General features: G+C 56.7%; 16 protein-coding genes. 3 read left to right on the top strand and 13 right to left on the bottom strand.

Annotation, left to right across the window (positions count from 1 at the left end; genetic code table 11):
* Positions 1-6 precede the first annotated feature (6 nt).
* The 13 genes from Q9293_RS03165 to Q9293_RS03225 form a co-directional block, all read right to left on the bottom strand.
* A complete protein-coding gene (locus tag Q9293_RS03165; RefSeq protein WP_306249948.1) occupies positions 7-633 on the bottom strand; it encodes a hypothetical protein in 627 nt (208 codons plus the stop codon).
* A 1,041-nt stretch (positions 634-1,674) separates the two neighbouring features.
* Positions 1,675-2,142, bottom strand: coding sequence for a GNAT family N-acetyltransferase (locus Q9293_RS03170; RefSeq protein WP_306249950.1), 468 nt, complete (start codon positions 2,140-2,142; stop codon positions 1,675-1,677).
* A 125-nt stretch (positions 2,143-2,267) separates the two neighbouring features.
* On the bottom strand, positions 2,268-2,654 hold the full coding sequence (locus Q9293_RS03175; RefSeq protein WP_306249952.1) for a hypothetical protein: 387 nt from the start codon (positions 2,652-2,654) through the stop codon (positions 2,268-2,270).
* A 1,501-nt stretch (positions 2,655-4,155) separates the two neighbouring features.
* A complete protein-coding gene (locus tag Q9293_RS03180) occupies positions 4,156-4,575 on the bottom strand; it encodes a hypothetical protein (RefSeq protein ID WP_306249954.1) in 420 nt (139 codons plus the stop codon).
* Between the two features lie 111 nt (positions 4,576-4,686).
* Positions 4,687-5,163 carry an RDD family protein gene (locus Q9293_RS03185; protein ID WP_306249956.1) on the bottom strand — a complete coding sequence of 159 codons (477 nt, stop codon included), beginning with the start codon at positions 5,161-5,163 and terminating at the stop codon, positions 4,687-4,689.
* 703 nt (positions 5,164-5,866) lie between these two features.
* Positions 5,867-6,223 (bottom strand): iron chaperone, encoded by a 357-nt coding sequence (locus Q9293_RS03190; RefSeq protein ID WP_306249959.1) that lies wholly within the window; start codon positions 6,221-6,223, stop codon positions 5,867-5,869.
* A gap of 490 nt (positions 6,224-6,713) precedes the next feature.
* Positions 6,714-7,070: a hypothetical protein gene (locus Q9293_RS03195; RefSeq protein ID WP_306249961.1), complete on the bottom strand. Its 357-nt coding sequence runs from the start codon at positions 7,068-7,070 to the stop codon at positions 6,714-6,716.
* Positions 7,071-7,337: 267 nt separating this feature from the next.
* A complete protein-coding gene (locus Q9293_RS03200) occupies positions 7,338-7,730 on the bottom strand; it encodes a hypothetical protein (protein WP_306249963.1) in 393 nt (130 codons plus the stop codon).
* A gap of 61 nt (positions 7,731-7,791) precedes the next feature.
* The gene (locus Q9293_RS03205) at positions 7,792-8,463 is read right to left on the bottom strand and encodes a hypothetical protein (RefSeq protein WP_306249965.1); all 672 of its coding nucleotides are present in this window, start codon (positions 8,461-8,463) and stop codon (positions 7,792-7,794) included.
* A gap of 117 nt (positions 8,464-8,580) precedes the next feature.
* Positions 8,581-9,687, bottom strand: coding sequence for a hypothetical protein (locus tag Q9293_RS03210; protein WP_306249967.1), 1,107 nt, complete (start codon positions 9,685-9,687; stop codon positions 8,581-8,583).
* 77 nt (positions 9,688-9,764) lie between these two features.
* The gene (locus tag Q9293_RS03215) at positions 9,765-10,181 is read right to left on the bottom strand and encodes a DUF1801 domain-containing protein (RefSeq protein ID WP_306249968.1); all 417 of its coding nucleotides are present in this window, start codon (positions 10,179-10,181) and stop codon (positions 9,765-9,767) included.
* Positions 10,182-10,326: 145 nt separating this feature from the next.
* On the bottom strand, positions 10,327-10,734 hold the full coding sequence (locus tag Q9293_RS03220; protein ID WP_306249970.1) for a DUF1398 family protein: 408 nt from the start codon (positions 10,732-10,734) through the stop codon (positions 10,327-10,329).
* Positions 10,735-12,837: 2,103 nt separating this feature from the next.
* Positions 12,838-13,254 carry a DUF6869 domain-containing protein gene (locus Q9293_RS03225; RefSeq protein WP_306249972.1) on the bottom strand — a complete coding sequence of 139 codons (417 nt, stop codon included), beginning with the start codon at positions 13,252-13,254 and terminating at the stop codon, positions 12,838-12,840.
* Positions 13,255-14,094: 840 nt separating this feature from the next.
* On the opposite strand from Q9293_RS03225, the gene Q9293_RS03230 reads away from it, so the two are divergent.
* From Q9293_RS03230 to Q9293_RS03240, 3 genes are all read left to right on the top strand, one after another.
* Positions 14,095-15,105 (top strand): integron integrase, encoded by a 1,011-nt coding sequence (locus Q9293_RS03230; RefSeq protein WP_306249974.1) that lies wholly within the window; start codon positions 14,095-14,097, stop codon positions 15,103-15,105.
* 395 nt (positions 15,106-15,500) lie between these two features.
* On the top strand, positions 15,501-15,872 hold the full coding sequence (locus Q9293_RS03235; protein ID WP_306249976.1) for a metallopeptidase family protein: 372 nt from the start codon (positions 15,501-15,503) through the stop codon (positions 15,870-15,872).
* Between the two features lie 319 nt (positions 15,873-16,191).
* On the top strand, positions 16,192-17,082 hold the full coding sequence (locus Q9293_RS03240; RefSeq protein WP_306249978.1) for an acyltransferase: 891 nt from the start codon (positions 16,192-16,194) through the stop codon (positions 17,080-17,082).
* Positions 17,083-17,135 lie beyond the last annotated feature (53 nt).

Genomic DNA, 17,135 nt, shown 5'->3' on the forward strand with positions numbered 1-17,135 from the left:
GAGAGGTTAGATGGCTCGGGCATAGACGATGGCGGCGAGTATGAAGGAAATGAATGCCAAGGCCTGAAAAAAACTTAGCCCGCATTGCCATTGGAACATGCGGACAGGAAGAAGATGACCAACCTGTCGATTCTCTTTGTGTTTGTTGAGATACCGCATAACGAGCCAGCGAGGCCATTTGGGAAAAGGCGCCGCGAAATCGGAGAGTACTTTGTTCATGCTGAACTCGGTTTCTAATTTCAGACCACGTTGTTTTGCAGTCGCGATAATCTTTTCTTCATCTTCATGGTGTTTATCCATGATTGGTTTGATCTGTTGGATTAATTTTTCTTGGGAGTCGCCACCAGTTTGAAAGAAGACGAATACGCATTTAGCGAGCAACCCAAACAGAGCTGAGATTGCCAGCATAAAAACTGCGACCTTGAATCCATGTCGGCCGAGTGCCTGGAACATATTCAGTATGTTGGCGATCAATAATGTAGCGGCCGCGCCCGTTCCGGCCAACAACCAGGTTGAAAACGTGTCGATTTGGGGTGCTCGAGAAACGAAATTCATGAACATGACTGAGACGAGCGCCTGTTCAGCATTCTCTTTGTTTAAGCGGTTCCATTCGAGGAGGGGATCTGGTTCCATGAGTCGCTCCGGGAGCCATCTAACGAGAGAAGCTAACCGGCCCTATTGCTGCGGGACACGGTCGCTGAATTGTTTGAGGACACTAGCGCGCAGCGATAGGGTCCGAGTTGAGCGGAAGGTTAGGCACCCGATGACGCTGGAGCCCACCCGGAAATTCGAGATGCCTGGATTGGGTGCAACGAAAGGGATGCCGCCCGAGCGAGAACAACGCCTGGGCTGGCCGAGCCCAAAGGCAAAGAACTGAGGCGGATTGCGCCAGTGGCGGAGTAAGGGAAGGAACGGCGGAGCCAGAATGCCACGAGAAGCTGCTGGATTCACCGGAGTATCGAGGGAGAACGGCGGCGCAGCGCGACAGCGCAAGCCCGCCATTCACGAACAGCCAGAGGCACCGAGAGGCAGAGATTCACGATTGGCAAAGCTAGGAGGTTGAATTTGAACCCCAATTGAGAAGGACCAACCCCGGAAGACGATGGGAAAGCGCCGGGTGTGCCTAACGAAGGAAGCTAACCGGCCCTATTGCTGCGGGAACCGAGTGGCTGAATTGTTTGAGGACACTAGCGCGCAGCGATAGGGTCCGAGTTGAGCGAAAGGTTAGGCGAGCCATCAATACTGTCGACGGTTACGCCTGGACCTTAAGAAAAACAGCAAAAGGATTGTGAGTGGAACGGACCATGATGCTGCCGACCCGAAAATAATGATCGCAGCGTCACCGAATTTTCCGTAGCCACCTCCAAAAAGTAGAGAGCCATTCAACGATGAATAGAGGGCAACGCCAGGCCAGAGACACCACGCGATAGCTGAGTCAGAGTGATTGCCCGTAAAAGGCGTCACCAAGAAATAGACGAGTGCAGAGATGGCACAACAGGCAAGGAAGGTTAGGAACCAGGACTGAAGGATGGCCTTGCTGGACATGGGCGCTCCGGCTGTTCTGATGTTTCGCCTAACGAGTGAAGCTAACCGGCCCTATTGCTGCGGGGACACGGCCGCTGAATTGTTTGAGGACACTAGCGCGCAGCGATAGGGTCCGAGTTGAGCGGAGGGTTAGGCGAGCAGCGACTTACGCATGGAAGCATTCGACATTTTTACACCGCGAACAATGATTTCGTGGCGATTCTCAACATGAAACCCGTATCTATTGAAAAACGGTTCTGCAGTGAGGCTTACCTTGGAGTGAAGCTCGTTAATCTGAAGCGAGGCTGCCTTGGAATGAATGTGATTCATCAAGGCTTGCCCAACTCCACGTCTGGCAAAAAGCCCCGACACATAGAAATGGTCGATGTAACCAGAGTGCTGCAAGTCGGCATATCCTACGGCATAGCCATCGATTTCAGCAATAAACGGGTGAATAGCCTGGATGCGCTTGGCCCATTCAGCCCGATCGTAATCAAACGGCGCCCATGCTGATTGCTGCTCAGGTGTGTACTGCCCACCCGTTAGCTCATGGACTGACGAGAAGAAGATGGACCTGAGGGCTGGCTCATCGCCAATTTGGAAGTTTCGGATCAACATTCACTGGCGCCTAACGAGTGAAGCTAACCGGCCCTATTGCTGCGGGACACGGACGCTGAATTGTTTGAGGACTCTATCGCGCAGCGATAGGGTCCGAGTTGAGCGGAGGGTTAGGCGGAGGACGGTCAATGGGACAGGCTGCGGTTAATAAAATAGGCAACGAACAATGGAACCACAAAAACCAGCCGACTGAAGGAGATTGAAACAAAGGCAATGATCAAACCGATGATCAACCGACCAAGGTGAATCACCTGTAGTTTCAGAGATTCTGATAATTCCTGGTCTGATGGAGACTGAGCGCCGACTTTAGGGAACCTTGCCGAGAGACGGCCACCCAGAACATAAACCGCTGAGAACCACGGAAACGCGAGCACTGCGAGTAGTAGAACCGAAATCGTAGCCGCCTTCCAGGACTTGTGATTGAGGAGAAAACCACCACCTAGAGAGTAGAAGGTTGCACAGAATGCCGCCTTGCGAACACAGAGGCGTGAATGGCGGGTGAGTGATGGCAAGTGAGCGCCTAACGAACCAGGCTAACCGGCCACGCCTGCGCCGAGGCGCAGAACGGAGTCGAGGAAGCGAGAAGAAGAGAAAGAGTGGAAGGCAATGCAGGCGGGGTCCGAGTTGAGCTAGGGGTTAGGGTGATCTGAACACGAGCTTACTTTCTATACGGTTCATCTACCTCGGAGAGTTCTCTTTCAATCAGCTGAACGGCATCTCTAATGGTAAAGCTACAGAGAATAATGGCCATCAGTGACCAGATGATTTGCTTCCTTCCAATGGCTGCAAGGAGGGCAAGACCAATTAATAGGGCTGAGACTATTACGATCAAATCAAGTGCCCAGATAACTGGCCAACTGGCGATAAATGGTTTCCAAAAGAAAACATGTCTATGGACGAGATGATTCCAGACGCAGACCAACGCTGACCCTATGAAAATCACCTTTCCTAGACTCAGGGTGACTCGGGTCATGCGGGAGCCCTAACGAAGGAAGCTAACCGGCCCTATTGCTGCGGGGACCAGGCAGCTGAATTGTTTGAGGACACTAGCGCGCAGCGATAGGGTCCGAGTTGAGCGGAAGGTTAGGCCGATGATGGTTCCGTGAAGGCACTGGGCTTAGAAAAACAGAGGCATTAATGATGAAAGAGAATGAACACGGCGGGCGGCAGAAGCATTAGAAGCCAACCGAAGCAGTGGGCTGGCCTACGTGCTTTGAATGTACGCAGCAGAATGGAAACTCCAAACGCGGAGACGAGAAAGGCAAGGCCAGCTACAGCGATGCCAACCCAACCATCGATGAAAAGACTATGCCCACTTTTTCCCTTGAGGCTTATCCCCCCTTGCACGAGGTCAAGCCAGCCGAACAATGCGAAGAATGTCGCCAGAATACCGGCGATGACGCGTTCAGCGAGGGGATCCTGCGGAGGAAGATTCATGAGGCCTAACGAGTGAAGCTAACCGGCCCTATTGCTGCGGGACACGGGCGCTGAATTGTTCGAGGACACTAGCGCGCAGCGATAGGGTCCGAGTTGAGCGGAAGGTTAGGCACCCGATGAAGCTGAAGCCCACCCGGTTTTCGAGATGCCCGGATTGGGTGGAATGATCGGAATGCCGCCCGAGCCTGAAGGATGATCGGGGTGCCGAGCCCAAAGGCAAAGAACTGAGACGGATTGCGCCGGGGGTGAGGTGAGGGATGGAACGGCGGAGCCAGGATGCCACGAGAAGCGGCTGGATTCACTGGAGGAGTGGCGGAGAACGGCTGCGCAGCGCGACAGCGCAAGCCCGCCATTCATGGCGAGTCTGAGCTACCGGGGCGCGGCGATTCACGATTGGCGAAGGCAGGGTGCCGAATCCCGCACTCCGATTGAGAAGGATCGAACCCGGAAGACGATGGGAAAGCGCCGGGTGTGCCTAACGAGAGAAGCTAACCGGCCCTATTGCTGCGGGGACACGGACGCTGAATTGTTTGAGGACACTAGCGCGCAGCGATAGGGTCCGAGTTGAGCGAGAGGTTAGGCCGACACCCGGTAGTACAAATGAGGAACCTGTTCTTTTGGATCTTTCCGAATGATCCCAGATTGAACGGCGGCGGTAAATGCCTGCCCCAGGACTGCACCATCTTCGAATTCAGGGAAAGCCTCTGGTGTTGACTGGACGAATACAGACAAACGCCACAAATCAAACCCATCAACCCTTCCGTTATCTCCGAAGTCCCAATCAATGGGCCCTTCGGGGGTTTCGACTCGGCAACCAGCGCCATGAAAGGCATATTCGAATTGTTGCTCGACATCAATGAATCCCATTCTGGAAAGTCCCTGACGGCGCCAATCCATAAGATCAGAAATCCCCCGATGCGCCTTAAACAGAGACACCGCCAAGCGAACCCGCGCCTGGTATGCATCGATCAGTTGATTGAATCGAGAAAGGTCCATTCAGTGCGGCCTAACGAGAGAAGCTAACCGGCCCTATTGCTGCGGGGACACGGGCGCTGAATGGTTTGAGGACTCTATCGCGCAGCGATAGGGTCCGAGTTGAGCGGATGGTTAGGCAATCTCTCGCTTTACGACGAAGGTTTTCGAGAGGGAATCGTGCCACCCGCGGGATTCAGAACCAAAGAAGGAAAAGGGCTCGAAGGGGATGTACCGAGAAAATGATCGGCCGACTACTTGCGGAAGAGATGGGGGTTCCCCGAACTCATTTACAACCCTAGTTTTGGTAATCAACTTCCCGACCGTAAACCCAAATGTATATTCCATGGCGATGTAGTAGATGACTCCAAAGAAGATCGAGTACAAATTTGCTGTGCATCCGGATTGAAGATGTGCGACGCCCTTGGTGCCAAAGGCCATACCAACGGCCAAGCCGAAGCAAATTTGAACAGCAAAGAGAATTAAACCGTCGATAATGGCGTTTGCGAAACGAGTGCCTGAGCTGACCAGGTTAAGGGGAATCCGCCTCGAGGAAATCTCAGCCACCAGCGGGCTGCTAGGAGGTTCGTAAGGATTTGGAAACTGTTCCACGTTGACCTCGATTGTTGGTGAGTTGCCTAACGAGAGAAGCTAACCGGCCCTATTGCTGCGGGAACCTGGATGCTGAATTGTTTGAGGACACTAGCGCGCAGCGATAGGGTCCGAGTTGAGCGGAGGGTTAGGCCGGTGCGATTTCTCGAACGAAGATGCGTATGGATGCGCAGGAGGCTAATTGAAGTGCCCGTATCCCCGAAGCCTCGGTGGCAACTGGTCAGGGTAAGGAAAGAGGGGAATATCCACTCTTGGTCTTCCGCGCTCCACGACGGGTTCTTCGGTCGCCAGCAATGAGGCTATCCGGAATTTCTCTGCGCTATTCCATTTGGGAAGGGGGGTTACCCGAACCTGAATGCCCTTGGGGGTTGCGAGCCGAGGTCCTGAATCTCCGTTCGTAGCGGCGATGGCCAAGGTGTTCACGAGCAGCACGAGAAGGAAGCGCATGGAGTTTACCTCCCGACGAAGTATACGGCTTAACTGGGACCGCTACCCACAACGATGGCGGAAGCCCGGATGTCTCTGGGTGGACCGCGGGCGAATGCTTATAGACACCCGGTAAGGCAACTGAGATGGGCGGGCCTAACGAGAGAAGCTAACCGGCCCTATTGCTGCGGGAACCGGGACGCTGAATTGTTTGAGGACACTAGCGCGCAGCGATAGGGTCCGAGTTGAGCGGAGGGTTAGGCGATCACGGGAGCGTTCACTCAGAATACTCCCTTGCTAGGGCTTCAACGACTCGCTTGATTAGCGGGTAAGGGATTGGTTTGTTCTTCGGAAATTGAAGATTTCCTTTCGGACCGCGGAAGGGGAGTAGCTCTTCATTGAGACGTTTGTCGCCCTTGACGGGTGGATAGATTCCGATGTGATGTTTGAATGATGCGAAGTAGAAGAAAGTCTTCTGAAGCTTCAATGCAGGCATTTGGTAACTTATGCATTCGATGGCTTTGGGCACTGCCTGTTTGGCAATTCGCCGAATCTCTTGAAGGATCAATTGAGATTCGGGGTCGACTGAGGCTAGGTAATCATCAACATCTACGAATTTCGGTCTGCCCGCCATTTCGACCTCCTGGTTGAGATGGTTCTAAGGTGGCGCCTAACGAGAATGAGCTAAGCGGACCGGGCGCTAGCGCACGGGTCCGCTTGAGCGAACGGTTAGGCAGTGCGTTGACCTTGGTGGAAGCGGGCAACGAACTGCCGAACGAAGGGAAAGATCGAATGAACGAAGCATAGCGCTTGGTGTTGCGCGGTTGAAGGGAAACGCCGTTGAAGGAACCAGGGCGAGACGAACCTGCAGTCGAACCCTGAAAAGTGCTGGTTCATGCGCGGTGATGACGTGCCCACGCGGGGCGATCAAAGATGCGAAAACCTGAAACCGAAGCGAAACCGTTTGAGACGAAGTGCTGGTGGCGGCCTAACGAGTGAAGCTAAGCGGCCACGCCTGCACCGAGTCGATGAGCGGAGTCGGGATAGCGAAATGCTGAGAGAGAGCGAAAGGAAATGCAGGCGGGGTCCGACTTGAGCGGAGGGTTAGGCCGCTCGGCGAGGAGCTAAGGTTTTGGTTTTCTTGCACTGAACGACCCATCAAGATTTTCTGTGACAACCAACCCCTTGCTACGCAGAAATTCAATCTGATCCTCCTTGGAAAGGGGTTTTGATGGATCTTCAGCAGGTGGAGGCTGAACTGCAATTTCTGAAGGCAGTTTGGAACGCTTGAGAAACCCCGCAAGCGAACCCCAACCGTCTTTGGCTGAAAAGCTGCCTTTGATATAGGGGCGACCGCCATCGGCTGGATGGAAAGGAGTCTCGAGGTAATCACGCTCTCCTTGGTGCAATTCACGAGCACCGCCGTCAGGATTCACGTATATGTAAGGGTAAGGGTGAACAAGGGCCTCTTCAGGTTGCACGATAGACCATTGGGGGCTTGGGTTTGGTAATCCGACCCGCTTGTTCTTTGATGAACCTCGCCCCTGCCTGAGAATCAGGACAATTGCTGCGATGCCTGAGATGAGAATTACCCAGCCTAGGATTGTTTGCATGAGAAGCGGCCTAACGAGAGAAGCTAACCGGCCCTATTGCTGCGGGGACACGGATGCTGAATTGTTTGAGGACTCTATCGCGCAGCGATAGGGTCCGAGTTGAGCGGAGGGTTAGGCCTGTGCCATTCGGAGCATTCAAATGATCCCCCACTTTTTCTCAAGGCGAGCCAAGTCCGATAGAACTTTACGGAAAGCTTCTCGTTGTGAATCGCGATCCGCCTTCAATGATTTGAGGCCTTTTATCGTGGCGGAAGAAAGGTAAGGCTGTATGTCAGCAAACAGAACCGACTGGGTGAATGAAGTATTGTCCTTCAGGATGCCAATCGAAACTGGAATCGTTGGGTCGCCAACAATCTTGGTGATCTCAGAAACATTGCTTCGCCAGATAAGCAGCTTCTCCTTTCGTCGCGCATAACGAAGACGATGCCTCTCAATCCCCCATTTAGACCAAGGAGCTATCAGTGAGGCCACTGCGCCAATCAGACCACCCGAGAAAGCACCTGATACGACAGCATCCCAATTGACCATCAGGAGTCCTCCAGGTTGGAAACCGTTTTGCCATCATGCTAAGAAATGATTAGAGCAGGGCCTAACGAAGGAAGCTAAGCGGCACCGCCTGCGCCGAGACAACGAGCGGAGCCGAGATAGCAAGATGCTGAGAGAGAGCGGAAGGCAATGCAGGCGGGGTCCGACTTGAGCGAGGGGTTAGGCGCGCCGAGTCAATCCAGAAATTGAAGTCGTCTTTGACAGAAGCGTAGACGCTGTCATAGGTGTCACAGATCAAATCTAGCCCAACATTTCCTTCAACTAAAAAGGCGCGAACAATCCGGTGTACTGCACCACCGTATTCAATCGTTCCTTGAATAATAATTTTGTCGCCATGATCGATACTGGTTTCGATTCTCATCGGGTTTTTATTTTGTTTGAAGTCAGAAAAATCTTTAAGAGAGGTGACTCCCTCTGGAAGGGGCATTAGCAAGATGGAGACAACGGGCCTAACTGCCACTCCATCCTTGTCGCGAATGGGTAGGCGCTTCAGCATCACTGCATTCAGATTTGGCTGAGGTTGATAGACCTCTTGAGTCGCGTCTTTCCAAATCGATTCGTCTGGGTTCACGAAACGAGCCTGAATCTGATTATTGGGTAGTGATAAGGCCTGTTCCTTTGAGGCCTTACCAGCGCTTTGGAGCAATACGTGCGATCCGATAAACAGGAGGGTCGCAAACAGAATTCGATTGGAAACGATCAGTCGAATGTTCATAAGCGCCTAACGAGAGAAGCTAACCGGCCCTATTGCTGCGGGAACCTGGCTGCCGAATTGTTTGAGGACACTAGCGCGCAGCGATAGGGTCCGAGTTGAGCGAGAGGTTAGGCGCACTCAGATTGGGGAGTGCCAAACGGCATGATGCGACGAGGATAGGAACGACTCGATTAGTTCTGAAAGAAATACAGCCGAGGGGCGAGGATGGTCTACTTGGCGCTGTATGAGTGGATAGAGTTTTCGGACCCCATCCCAGGTTCGCACGAGTTTCTTGTTTCGGTGCTGGGTGTAGTTTTGGATTTCCTTTTCTGGGATGCGATCTCCGAGGATGACATCAGCCAGTGAGTAGACAAGGATTTCATCGAGCATGGCCGCCTCTGTATCACCACCTTCATCCGGTGCCTTTGAGGAGAGATCAAGCTTCCAGCGTTTCCGAGGGTACCGATCCGAGAAATCGAGGAATACTTCACGGGGGCGGAGGGATTTGTGAAGCGCTTCATGAAGGAAGATTCCGCAGCATCTTTGGATCGATTTTGGGGAAGCGCCAGGTTCCATCTCTGCGTAGATGCCTTCACCGTTTGCCCCACCCTGGGCGCTGGTTTTGCTGAAGGTATAAACCAGGAAGATCGGTAACTGATTCCACGCAGGACGCCCTTTTCTCGCGAAAACTCGAGTTACACCGCGCAATGCCCTCATCTTTGCATCCAATCGATCCAACTCATCGCTCATCAGCGGTCTAACTTTTTCTAATTCGCGCATGCGACGGGCCAAGGGGTCCTGGTAGCCGGCCTGATTCCAGAAGTGATCAATGACCTCTTTGAGCTCCTTGTACTCCTTCGGGTAGCCGTTCAGGGGGAATCCTGCTTCCGCCCATAGGAAAAGGGCTGTCTCCTCACCGAAACCGAGAGGGCGTCTCGTAGCAGCATATCGGACGAGCCAAGATCTCGATTCCTCGTCTGGTTTCGGAATTCCAAGAAGCGCATAGTCCACGCTATCAGCAGGGCAAATTGGATCCCAGGCACTGATTGTGTCGACGAAGTGGAAGAAGGCCACTTGTTCAGAAAGACGGAGTGTCGGCTGGATCGTGGAGAGCGATGAGGCCTGCTTCCGTTCAGGCAGTTGGACAGAACCTTCTTCCGCCATCAGTGATGGCACGAGAAGGAATAAAAGAATCACTAGATGCTTGATTTTAATGGGAGATGGTTTCAAGGCTGTGCGCGACATAGGGCGCCTAACGAGAGGAGTTTAGCGGACCAGGCGCTTGCGCCTGGGTCCGCTGCAACGGGGGGTTAGGCGCAACGCTAACAGCGATCATGATGTTTGGCCTTAGCGGCGTCTGCGACGAGGTTCTCGAGGACCTTCAAATCTACATCTGCAAGATTGCGGATATATAAGCAGCCCTTGCCAGCCTTGTGCTTACCCAATTTTGCAATGAGATCATCGTGGGTGGGAGCTGCATTGAGCCCATAGATGCTGATGTCGCTCTTTCGAGAGGAAAACCCCACAAGGCAGGTATCGCCTTCCCGGCCACTCTCATATTTGTAGTGGTAGCTCCCGAAACCAACGATGCTGGTGCCCCACATTTTGGGGGTTTCCTTCGTGGCCTTCGACATCAGCTTGGTTAAAGTCTCACAGTCCTTGCGCCGGGCTGAATCTTGAATGCCTTCGATGTAGCTCTCGACGCTAGCCTCGGTAGCCTTGGTTTTGTTCTCAGCCATGGTGACTCCTGATGAACGTGGTAAGGCGCCTAACGAAGGAAGCTAAGCGGCACCGCCTGCGCCGAGGCGAAGAGCAGAGCCGGGGTAGCAAAATGCTGAGAGAGAACGGAAGGCAATGCAGGCGGGGTCCGACTTGAGCGAGGGGTTAGGCGTCGCTGGGCTTGGCGCCGGGGAACCATTCAGTATGTTGCTCGCCCTGGCGACCGAAATAGGTCACACGCTGCCCTCGGAGGAAGGCAAAGTAGCCTTGGACTCCTGCAGTAACAGCTCGCTCACTAAAATTGCGAAACTTCTGGCCGTGCTGTTGGCTATCAACAATGGCGGCTCGTAGTGAGACCTTGTCGAAGTCTTTGGCGATGGAAGGAAGGTCCTCGAAGGAAAGTGGAGCATGTGCCACAGCACCTTCAGCGCTATAGAAGGTGAAGGACTTAGAGGCATAGTCCACGAAGTAATACTCCACCCCATTGCCTATGAGACTTGCCACGATCTCCGGGAACGGCATTGAGCCCGTGAGAGTGGCTCGGGCAGCTTTGAGGACTTCATTTGCATCCACGGCCTGAACCTCCATGGTGAACAATGCTGGGGCGACGCCTAACGAATGAAGCTCACCGGCCCCGCCTGCACCGAGGCGATGAACGAAGCCGAGGAAGCGAGAAGCTGAGAGAGAACGAAAGGCAATGCAGGCGGGGTCCGAGTGCAGCGCAGGGTTAGGCCGGCCAGGGTATTCACTTTTTCGCTTTGATTGGGTAGTGCCCGTTGATCGGGAGTGGCTTCTTTTGGCCAGTTTCTTCTATGACGAAGATCGAGACACTGGCAGTTTGCCTATCGAGGTCAAGCACGACGCTACCCTCAAACTTGGACCTCTCAGTGGCCGAATTGATATAGAGATTCATGTTGGCGCTGGAGTATGAATTACTCCTGTCTTTGAACTCAAAGCGGTAACTGTCTGAATCTCGATACGGGCCGCACATCGCCCAGTGGGGGCCGCCATGGGTGTATTCCACCCAGAAGACACCGTTGCCATCTGGGTAAAAGGTTGGTTTCTTGCTTGAACAGCCTGAATTGAAGACAGTCGCCAAAAGGATTGCCATTCCTGTGATGAGCGCAGCATGTTTCATTGGCGGCCTAACGAAGGAAGCTAACCGGCCCTATTGCTGCGGGAACCAGGGAGCTGGATTGTTTGAGGACACTAGCGCGCAGCGATAGGGTCCGAGTTGAGCGGAAGGTTAGGCACCCGATGACGCTGGAACCCACCCGGTTTCCGAGATGCCCGGATTGAGTGCAGCGAATGGGATGCCGTCCGAGTGCGAAGAACGGCTGGGAAAGCCGAGCCCAAAGTCAAAGAGCTAAGGCGGATTGCGCCAGGGGTGAGGCAAGAGAAGGAACGGCGGAGCCAGGATGCCACGAGAAGCTGCTGGGTTCACCGAATGAATGGTGGAGAACGGCCGCGCAGCGCGGCAGCGCAAGCCCGCCATTCATGGCGAGCCTGAGCCACCGCGGCGCAGAGATTCGCGATTGGCAAAGCCAGAGCGCTGAACCCCGCACTCCGATTGAGAAGGATCGAACCCGGAAGCTGATGGGAAAGCGCCGGGTGTGCCTAACGAAAGAAGCTAACCGGCCCTATTGCTGCGGGGACACGGACGCTGAATTGTTTGAGGACGCTATCGCGCAGCGATAGGGTCCGAGTTGAGCGGAAGGTTAGGCACCCGATGAAGCTGGAGCCTACTCGGACATTCGAGGCGCCCAGTCTGGGCGCAACGGACGGGATGTCGCCCGAATGGGAAGGGCAGCTGGTTTGACCGAGCCCAAAGGCAAAGAACTGGGGTGGATTGCGCCAAGGGTGAGGCAAGGGAAGGAACGGCGAAGCCATGTTGCCACGAGAGGCCACTGGATTCATCGAGTGAGTGGTGGAGAACGGCTGCGCAGCGCGACAGCGCAAGCCCGCCATTCATGGCGAGTCTGAGCCACCGGGGCGAAGAGATTCGCGACTGGCGAAGTCAGGGTGATAAACCCGCACTCGGATTGAGAAGGATCGAACCCGGAAGACGATGGGAAAGCGCCGGGTGTGCCTAACGAGTGAAGCTAACCGGCCCTATTGCTGCGGGACACGGGCGCTGAATTGTTTGAGGACACTAGCGCGCAGCGATAGGGTCCGAGTTGAGCGGAAGGTTAGGCACCCGATGAAGCTGGAGCCCACCCGGGCATTCGAGATGGCCGGATTGGGTACAGCGAATGGGGTGCCGACGGAGCGGGGAGAGCGGCAGGGAAAGCCGAGCCCAAAGGCAAAGAACTGAGGCGGATTGCGCCAGGGGTAAGGTGAGTGAAGGAACGGCGGAGCCAGGATGCCACGAGAAGCCGCTGGGTTCACCGGATGAGTGTTGGAGAACGGCTGCGCAGCGCGACAGCGCAAGCCCGCCATTCATGGCGAGTCTGAGCCACCGAGGCGGAGAGATTCACGATTGGCGAAGCCAGTGTGCTGAACCCCGCACTCCGATTGAGAAGGATCGAACCCGGAAGACGATGGGAAAGCGCCGGGTGTGCCTAACGAGAGAAGCTAACCGGCCCTATTGCTGCGGGACACGGACGCTGAATTGTTTGAGGACACTAGCGCGCAGCGATAGGGTCCGAGTTGAGCGGAAGGTTAGGCCTGCCAGGTTCATTGTTGGGCCTGCTGAACACGAATCCAAATGGAAGAGGTCATGCCTTGCTGCCACACACCACGCAACAACTCCTTAAACCTAAGGTTATTCTTGGCCTCATACTCGACCATGCTGATGATCTGGTCGCCATGGATAGAGAGTAGATCTTCTAACGGCCCAGCGGCCAGCATTGAGCGACGTTTCTCGGAATATGGCCGAGAGTTCGCCTCGAGGATGAATCGCCATGCTGAGAGGGGCTCATCTCTGATGAGGTCACGAAGCCGGTCTTCTGCAGCAAAGTGATCATGCAGAGAAGGATCTTCTGAGTCCGGATCTGGCATAGGCGCGCCAATGTCATCGAGGTTCGAACCAATGAATGAAACCGCATTTCGCGCAGATAATGCAGTATTCAGTTGGCCCGGTCCATTCGACACCTAGCATTGTTGAACCCATTGTATGAAGCTGGGCTTCGCGTTTGAAAAACAAATCATGTTTACAAAATAGACAAACAATCGGACGGTCGTTGATTCTGTATTGCTGTGCTTCACGATGGAACAGGCTCATAGTGGCTCCTGTAGCGCCTAACGAGAGAAGCTAACCGGCCCTATTGCTGCGGGGACCTGGCAGCTGAATTGTTTGAGGACTCTATCGCGCAGCGATAGGGTCCGAGTTGAGCGGAAGGTTAGGCACCCGATGAAGTTGAATCCCACTCGGGCGTTGAGATGCCCGGATTGGGTGGAACGAGCGGAATGCCGCCGGAACATGAAGGATGATCGGGGTGCCGAGCCCAAAGGCAAAGAACTGAGGCGGATTGCGCCAGGGGTGAGGCGAGGGACGGAACGGCGGAGCCAGGATGCCACGAGAAGCCGCTGGATTCACTGGTGGAGTGGCGGAGAACGGATGCGAAGCGCGACAGCGCAAGCCCGCCATTCATGGCGGATGTGGGTTACCAGGGTGAGGAGATTCGCGACTGGCGAAGCCTGGGCGCTGAACCCGCACTCCGATTGAGAAGGATCGAACCCGGAAGACGATGGGAATGCGCCGGGTGTGCCTAACGAGAATTGGACGGCGGTGGGTTGGGGGTGGGAGGTTCGTCTAGTTTGGGGGGAGGCCGTTGGGGGAGGGTTGGTATTTGATGGGGAATGGACGAACTTGGCTGAGGGCTTGACGAGCGAAAAAAAAGCGATAGATTGAGCCGTGGCGCAGTGTTCATGCTTGGAGGTCGGTCCCAAGGGTAGCGTAATGGGCGAACCCCTGGGGGGAGGAGTATTCCCGTGAATGAAGGGTTTAGGCAGACCGGTGAGGGGCGCACGGAGGAGGAAGGGCGGCCTCCGAAACTGCTGGATCAGCTGCGCACGGCGCTCCGGGTTCGGCGCTACAGCCTCCGCACGGAGGATGCCTACGTGGACTGGGTGAAGCGCTTCATCCTGTTCTCCGGCACGCGCCATCCGAGCGCCCTGGGGGCGGTGGACGTGGGGGCCTTCCTCAACCACCTGGCGGTGGATCGGCGGGTGTCGGGATCGACGCAGAATCAGGCGAAGTCGGCTCTGCTTTTCCTCTACCGGGAGCTGCTGGGGGTGGAGCTGCCCTGGCTTTCGGAGGTGGTGCAGGCCAAGCGCCCCCCGCGCCTGCCGGTGGTGCTCACCCCTGGCGAGGTGCGGATCCTGCTGGATCAGCTGGAGGGCACCATGGGTCTGGTGGTTCAGGTGCTCTACGGGACGGGCATGCGGTTGATGGAGGGGCTGCGCCTGCGGGTGAAGGACGTGGAGTTCGAGCGGCGGGAAATCACGATTCGGGACGGGAAGGGCGGAAAGGATCGCGTCACCATGCTGCCGGACCGCCTGGTCGCGCCGCTGCGGGCGCATCTGGAGCGGGTGCGGGTGCTGCACGAGCGCGATCTGGCCGAGGGGTTCGGCGAGGTGTTCCTGCCGGATGCGCTGGCGGACAAGTTCAAGGCGGCGCCCCGGTCCTGGGGCTGGCAGTGGGTGTTCCCCTCGAACCTGCGGTCGGTGGACCCCCGCTCGGGCCTCACCCGCCGCCACCACCTCCAGCCGGAGAGCGTGCAGAAGGCCGTCCGCCTGGCGGCGCGGGCGGGGGAGCTGGTGAAGCCGGTGACCCCCCATGTGCTACGCCACAGCTTTGCGACCCACCTGCTGGCGGGGGGGCACGACATCCGCACGGTGCAGGAGCTGCTGGGGCACAAGGATGTGGCCACGACCATGATCTACACGCACGTGCTCAATCGGGGCGGGCGCGGCGTGGCGAGCCCGCTGGACGGGCTCTGAGGGGCGCGGCCCGCGGGGGCTGAACCTGTGCTGAACCTGCGCTCAACTCGCGTTGGATTGAAGATGGGCGGAGGTGATCGCAGGTGGTCGCGGCAGAAGGCCGGTGAAGGCCATGGCGAGCGGAGGTCGGGGCCTGGGATGAAGGTCCGGCTGTCCACGACTCGGGTTCTTTGCGATCAAGGGTGGTAGGGCTTTCCCAAGCGGGGGCCTCCTCGTTCGTCGGTGGCCAAGGCCCTGGCCGCGGGGGCGGCGCCGGTCCTGGCGGAGGCTGGAGGCGGGGAACTCGGTCAGGCCGCGAGCGGAGGGGCATTCCCGTGGGTCAGGCCCGGCGCATGTCCGTCCGCCCGGCTGGGCGGTCGGGGGCAAGCCCTGGTTCCGCAGGGTAGACTCGGCCCATGCATCTTTCGGATCGGGCGTTCCGCAGGCTGGTGGACGAGGCGCTGGGGCGGATCCCGGAGGCGTTCCGGCCCTACCTGGACGGGGTGCCGGTGGTCATCGAGGATTGGGCTCCGGACGCGCTTCTGGATGAGATGGGCGTTCCCGAGGACGACACCCTGTACGGGCTGTATTCGGGCCATGCCCTCACCGAGGGGCCGCCGGAGCCCGGGGACCTGCCCCCTCGCATCACGATCTTCCGAGGGCCGCTGCTGGAGGACTGCGTGGACGAGGAGGACTTGCGGGAGGAGATCGCCACCACGGTCATCCATGAGATCGCCCATCACTTCGGCATCGATGAGGCAAGGCTGGAAGAACTGGGCTGGGGTTGAGTCCTGTGCCTGGTGGAAGGGGATGTTGGCCACGGATGAACACAGATGGACACGGATGGATGGAACCAGCCTCCTAGGCTATGAGGTGATACCAGGTTGCGTTCAATCCAATAGAACAGAACTTTCACCACCAAGGCGCCTTGGCGGTGTTCCTTATCCTTTGAATTCAAATCCGTATGAGGCGTCGGATTGCCGCTGGGCCGAGCCTGTTATCTGTGTTCATCCGTGTTCATCCGTGGCGAATCGGTCTTTTGCGGTTCATCTCCCGCGGGCCTCGCTATGCTGATCGATCCGGATTGATGCCGGACGGGGTTCTGCGATGGTCAAGCGCATCTGGTCCACCCTCAAGGGCAGCTTCGCCAGCTCGGTGCTGGCGGCCAATGCCGTGACCATTTTTTCGGGCATGATCCCCGTGGCTCTGCTGAAGCTGGCCTTGCCTTTTGCGGCCGTGCGCCGTCGGGCGGACCGGGCGCTCACGGCCCTGGCCGAGGGGTGGATCGCGGTGAACGGGTGGTGGATGGCACTGGTGCAACGCATCCGCTGGGATGTGAAGGGCCTGGAGGGGCTGCGCCGCAAGGGCTGGTACCTGGTGAGCAGCAACCATCAGAGTTGGGTGGACATCCTGGTGCTGCAGAAGGTCTTCCACCGCCGCGTGCCCTTCCTGAAGTTCTTCCTCAAGCGCCAGCTGATCTACGTGCCGGTCATGGGCCTCGCCTGGTGGGCGCTGGATTTCCCCTTCATGCGACGCCGCACGGGCAGCCGCTCTGCGGACCTGGATACCGCGCGCAAGGCCTGCGAAAAGTTCCGGCGGATTCCCACCTCGGTGATGAACTTTCTGGAGGGCACCCGGTTCAGCCGCGCCAAGCATGACGCGCAGCAGTCGCCCTACCGGCACCTGCTGAAACCCAAGGTGGGCGGCCTGGCCACGGCGCTCAGCGCCATGGGGGAACGCTTCGATGCCCTGCTGGATGTCACCATCGTCTACCCCGAAGGCGTGCCCACCTTCTGGGACCTGCTGTCGGGCCGTCTGAAGGCGGTGGTGGTGCGGGTGCATGAGCGGGCGATCCCCAAGGATCTGTTGGATGGCGACTACGAGGGCGATCCGGCCTTCCGCGCGCGCATGCAGCGCTTCGTCCACGACATGTGGGCGGAGAAGGATGCCCGCATCGAAGAGATCGTGCTGTCGCTGCGGGGCCGGGCCGAGGCTTGATACCTCTCTCTCAAAGACAGAGATTCACCACGGAGGCGCTGAGACCACCGAGA

Source organism: Geothrix sp. PMB-07, from assembly GCF_030758935.1.
Classification (GTDB): domain Bacteria; phylum Acidobacteriota; class Holophagae; order Holophagales; family Holophagaceae; genus Geothrix.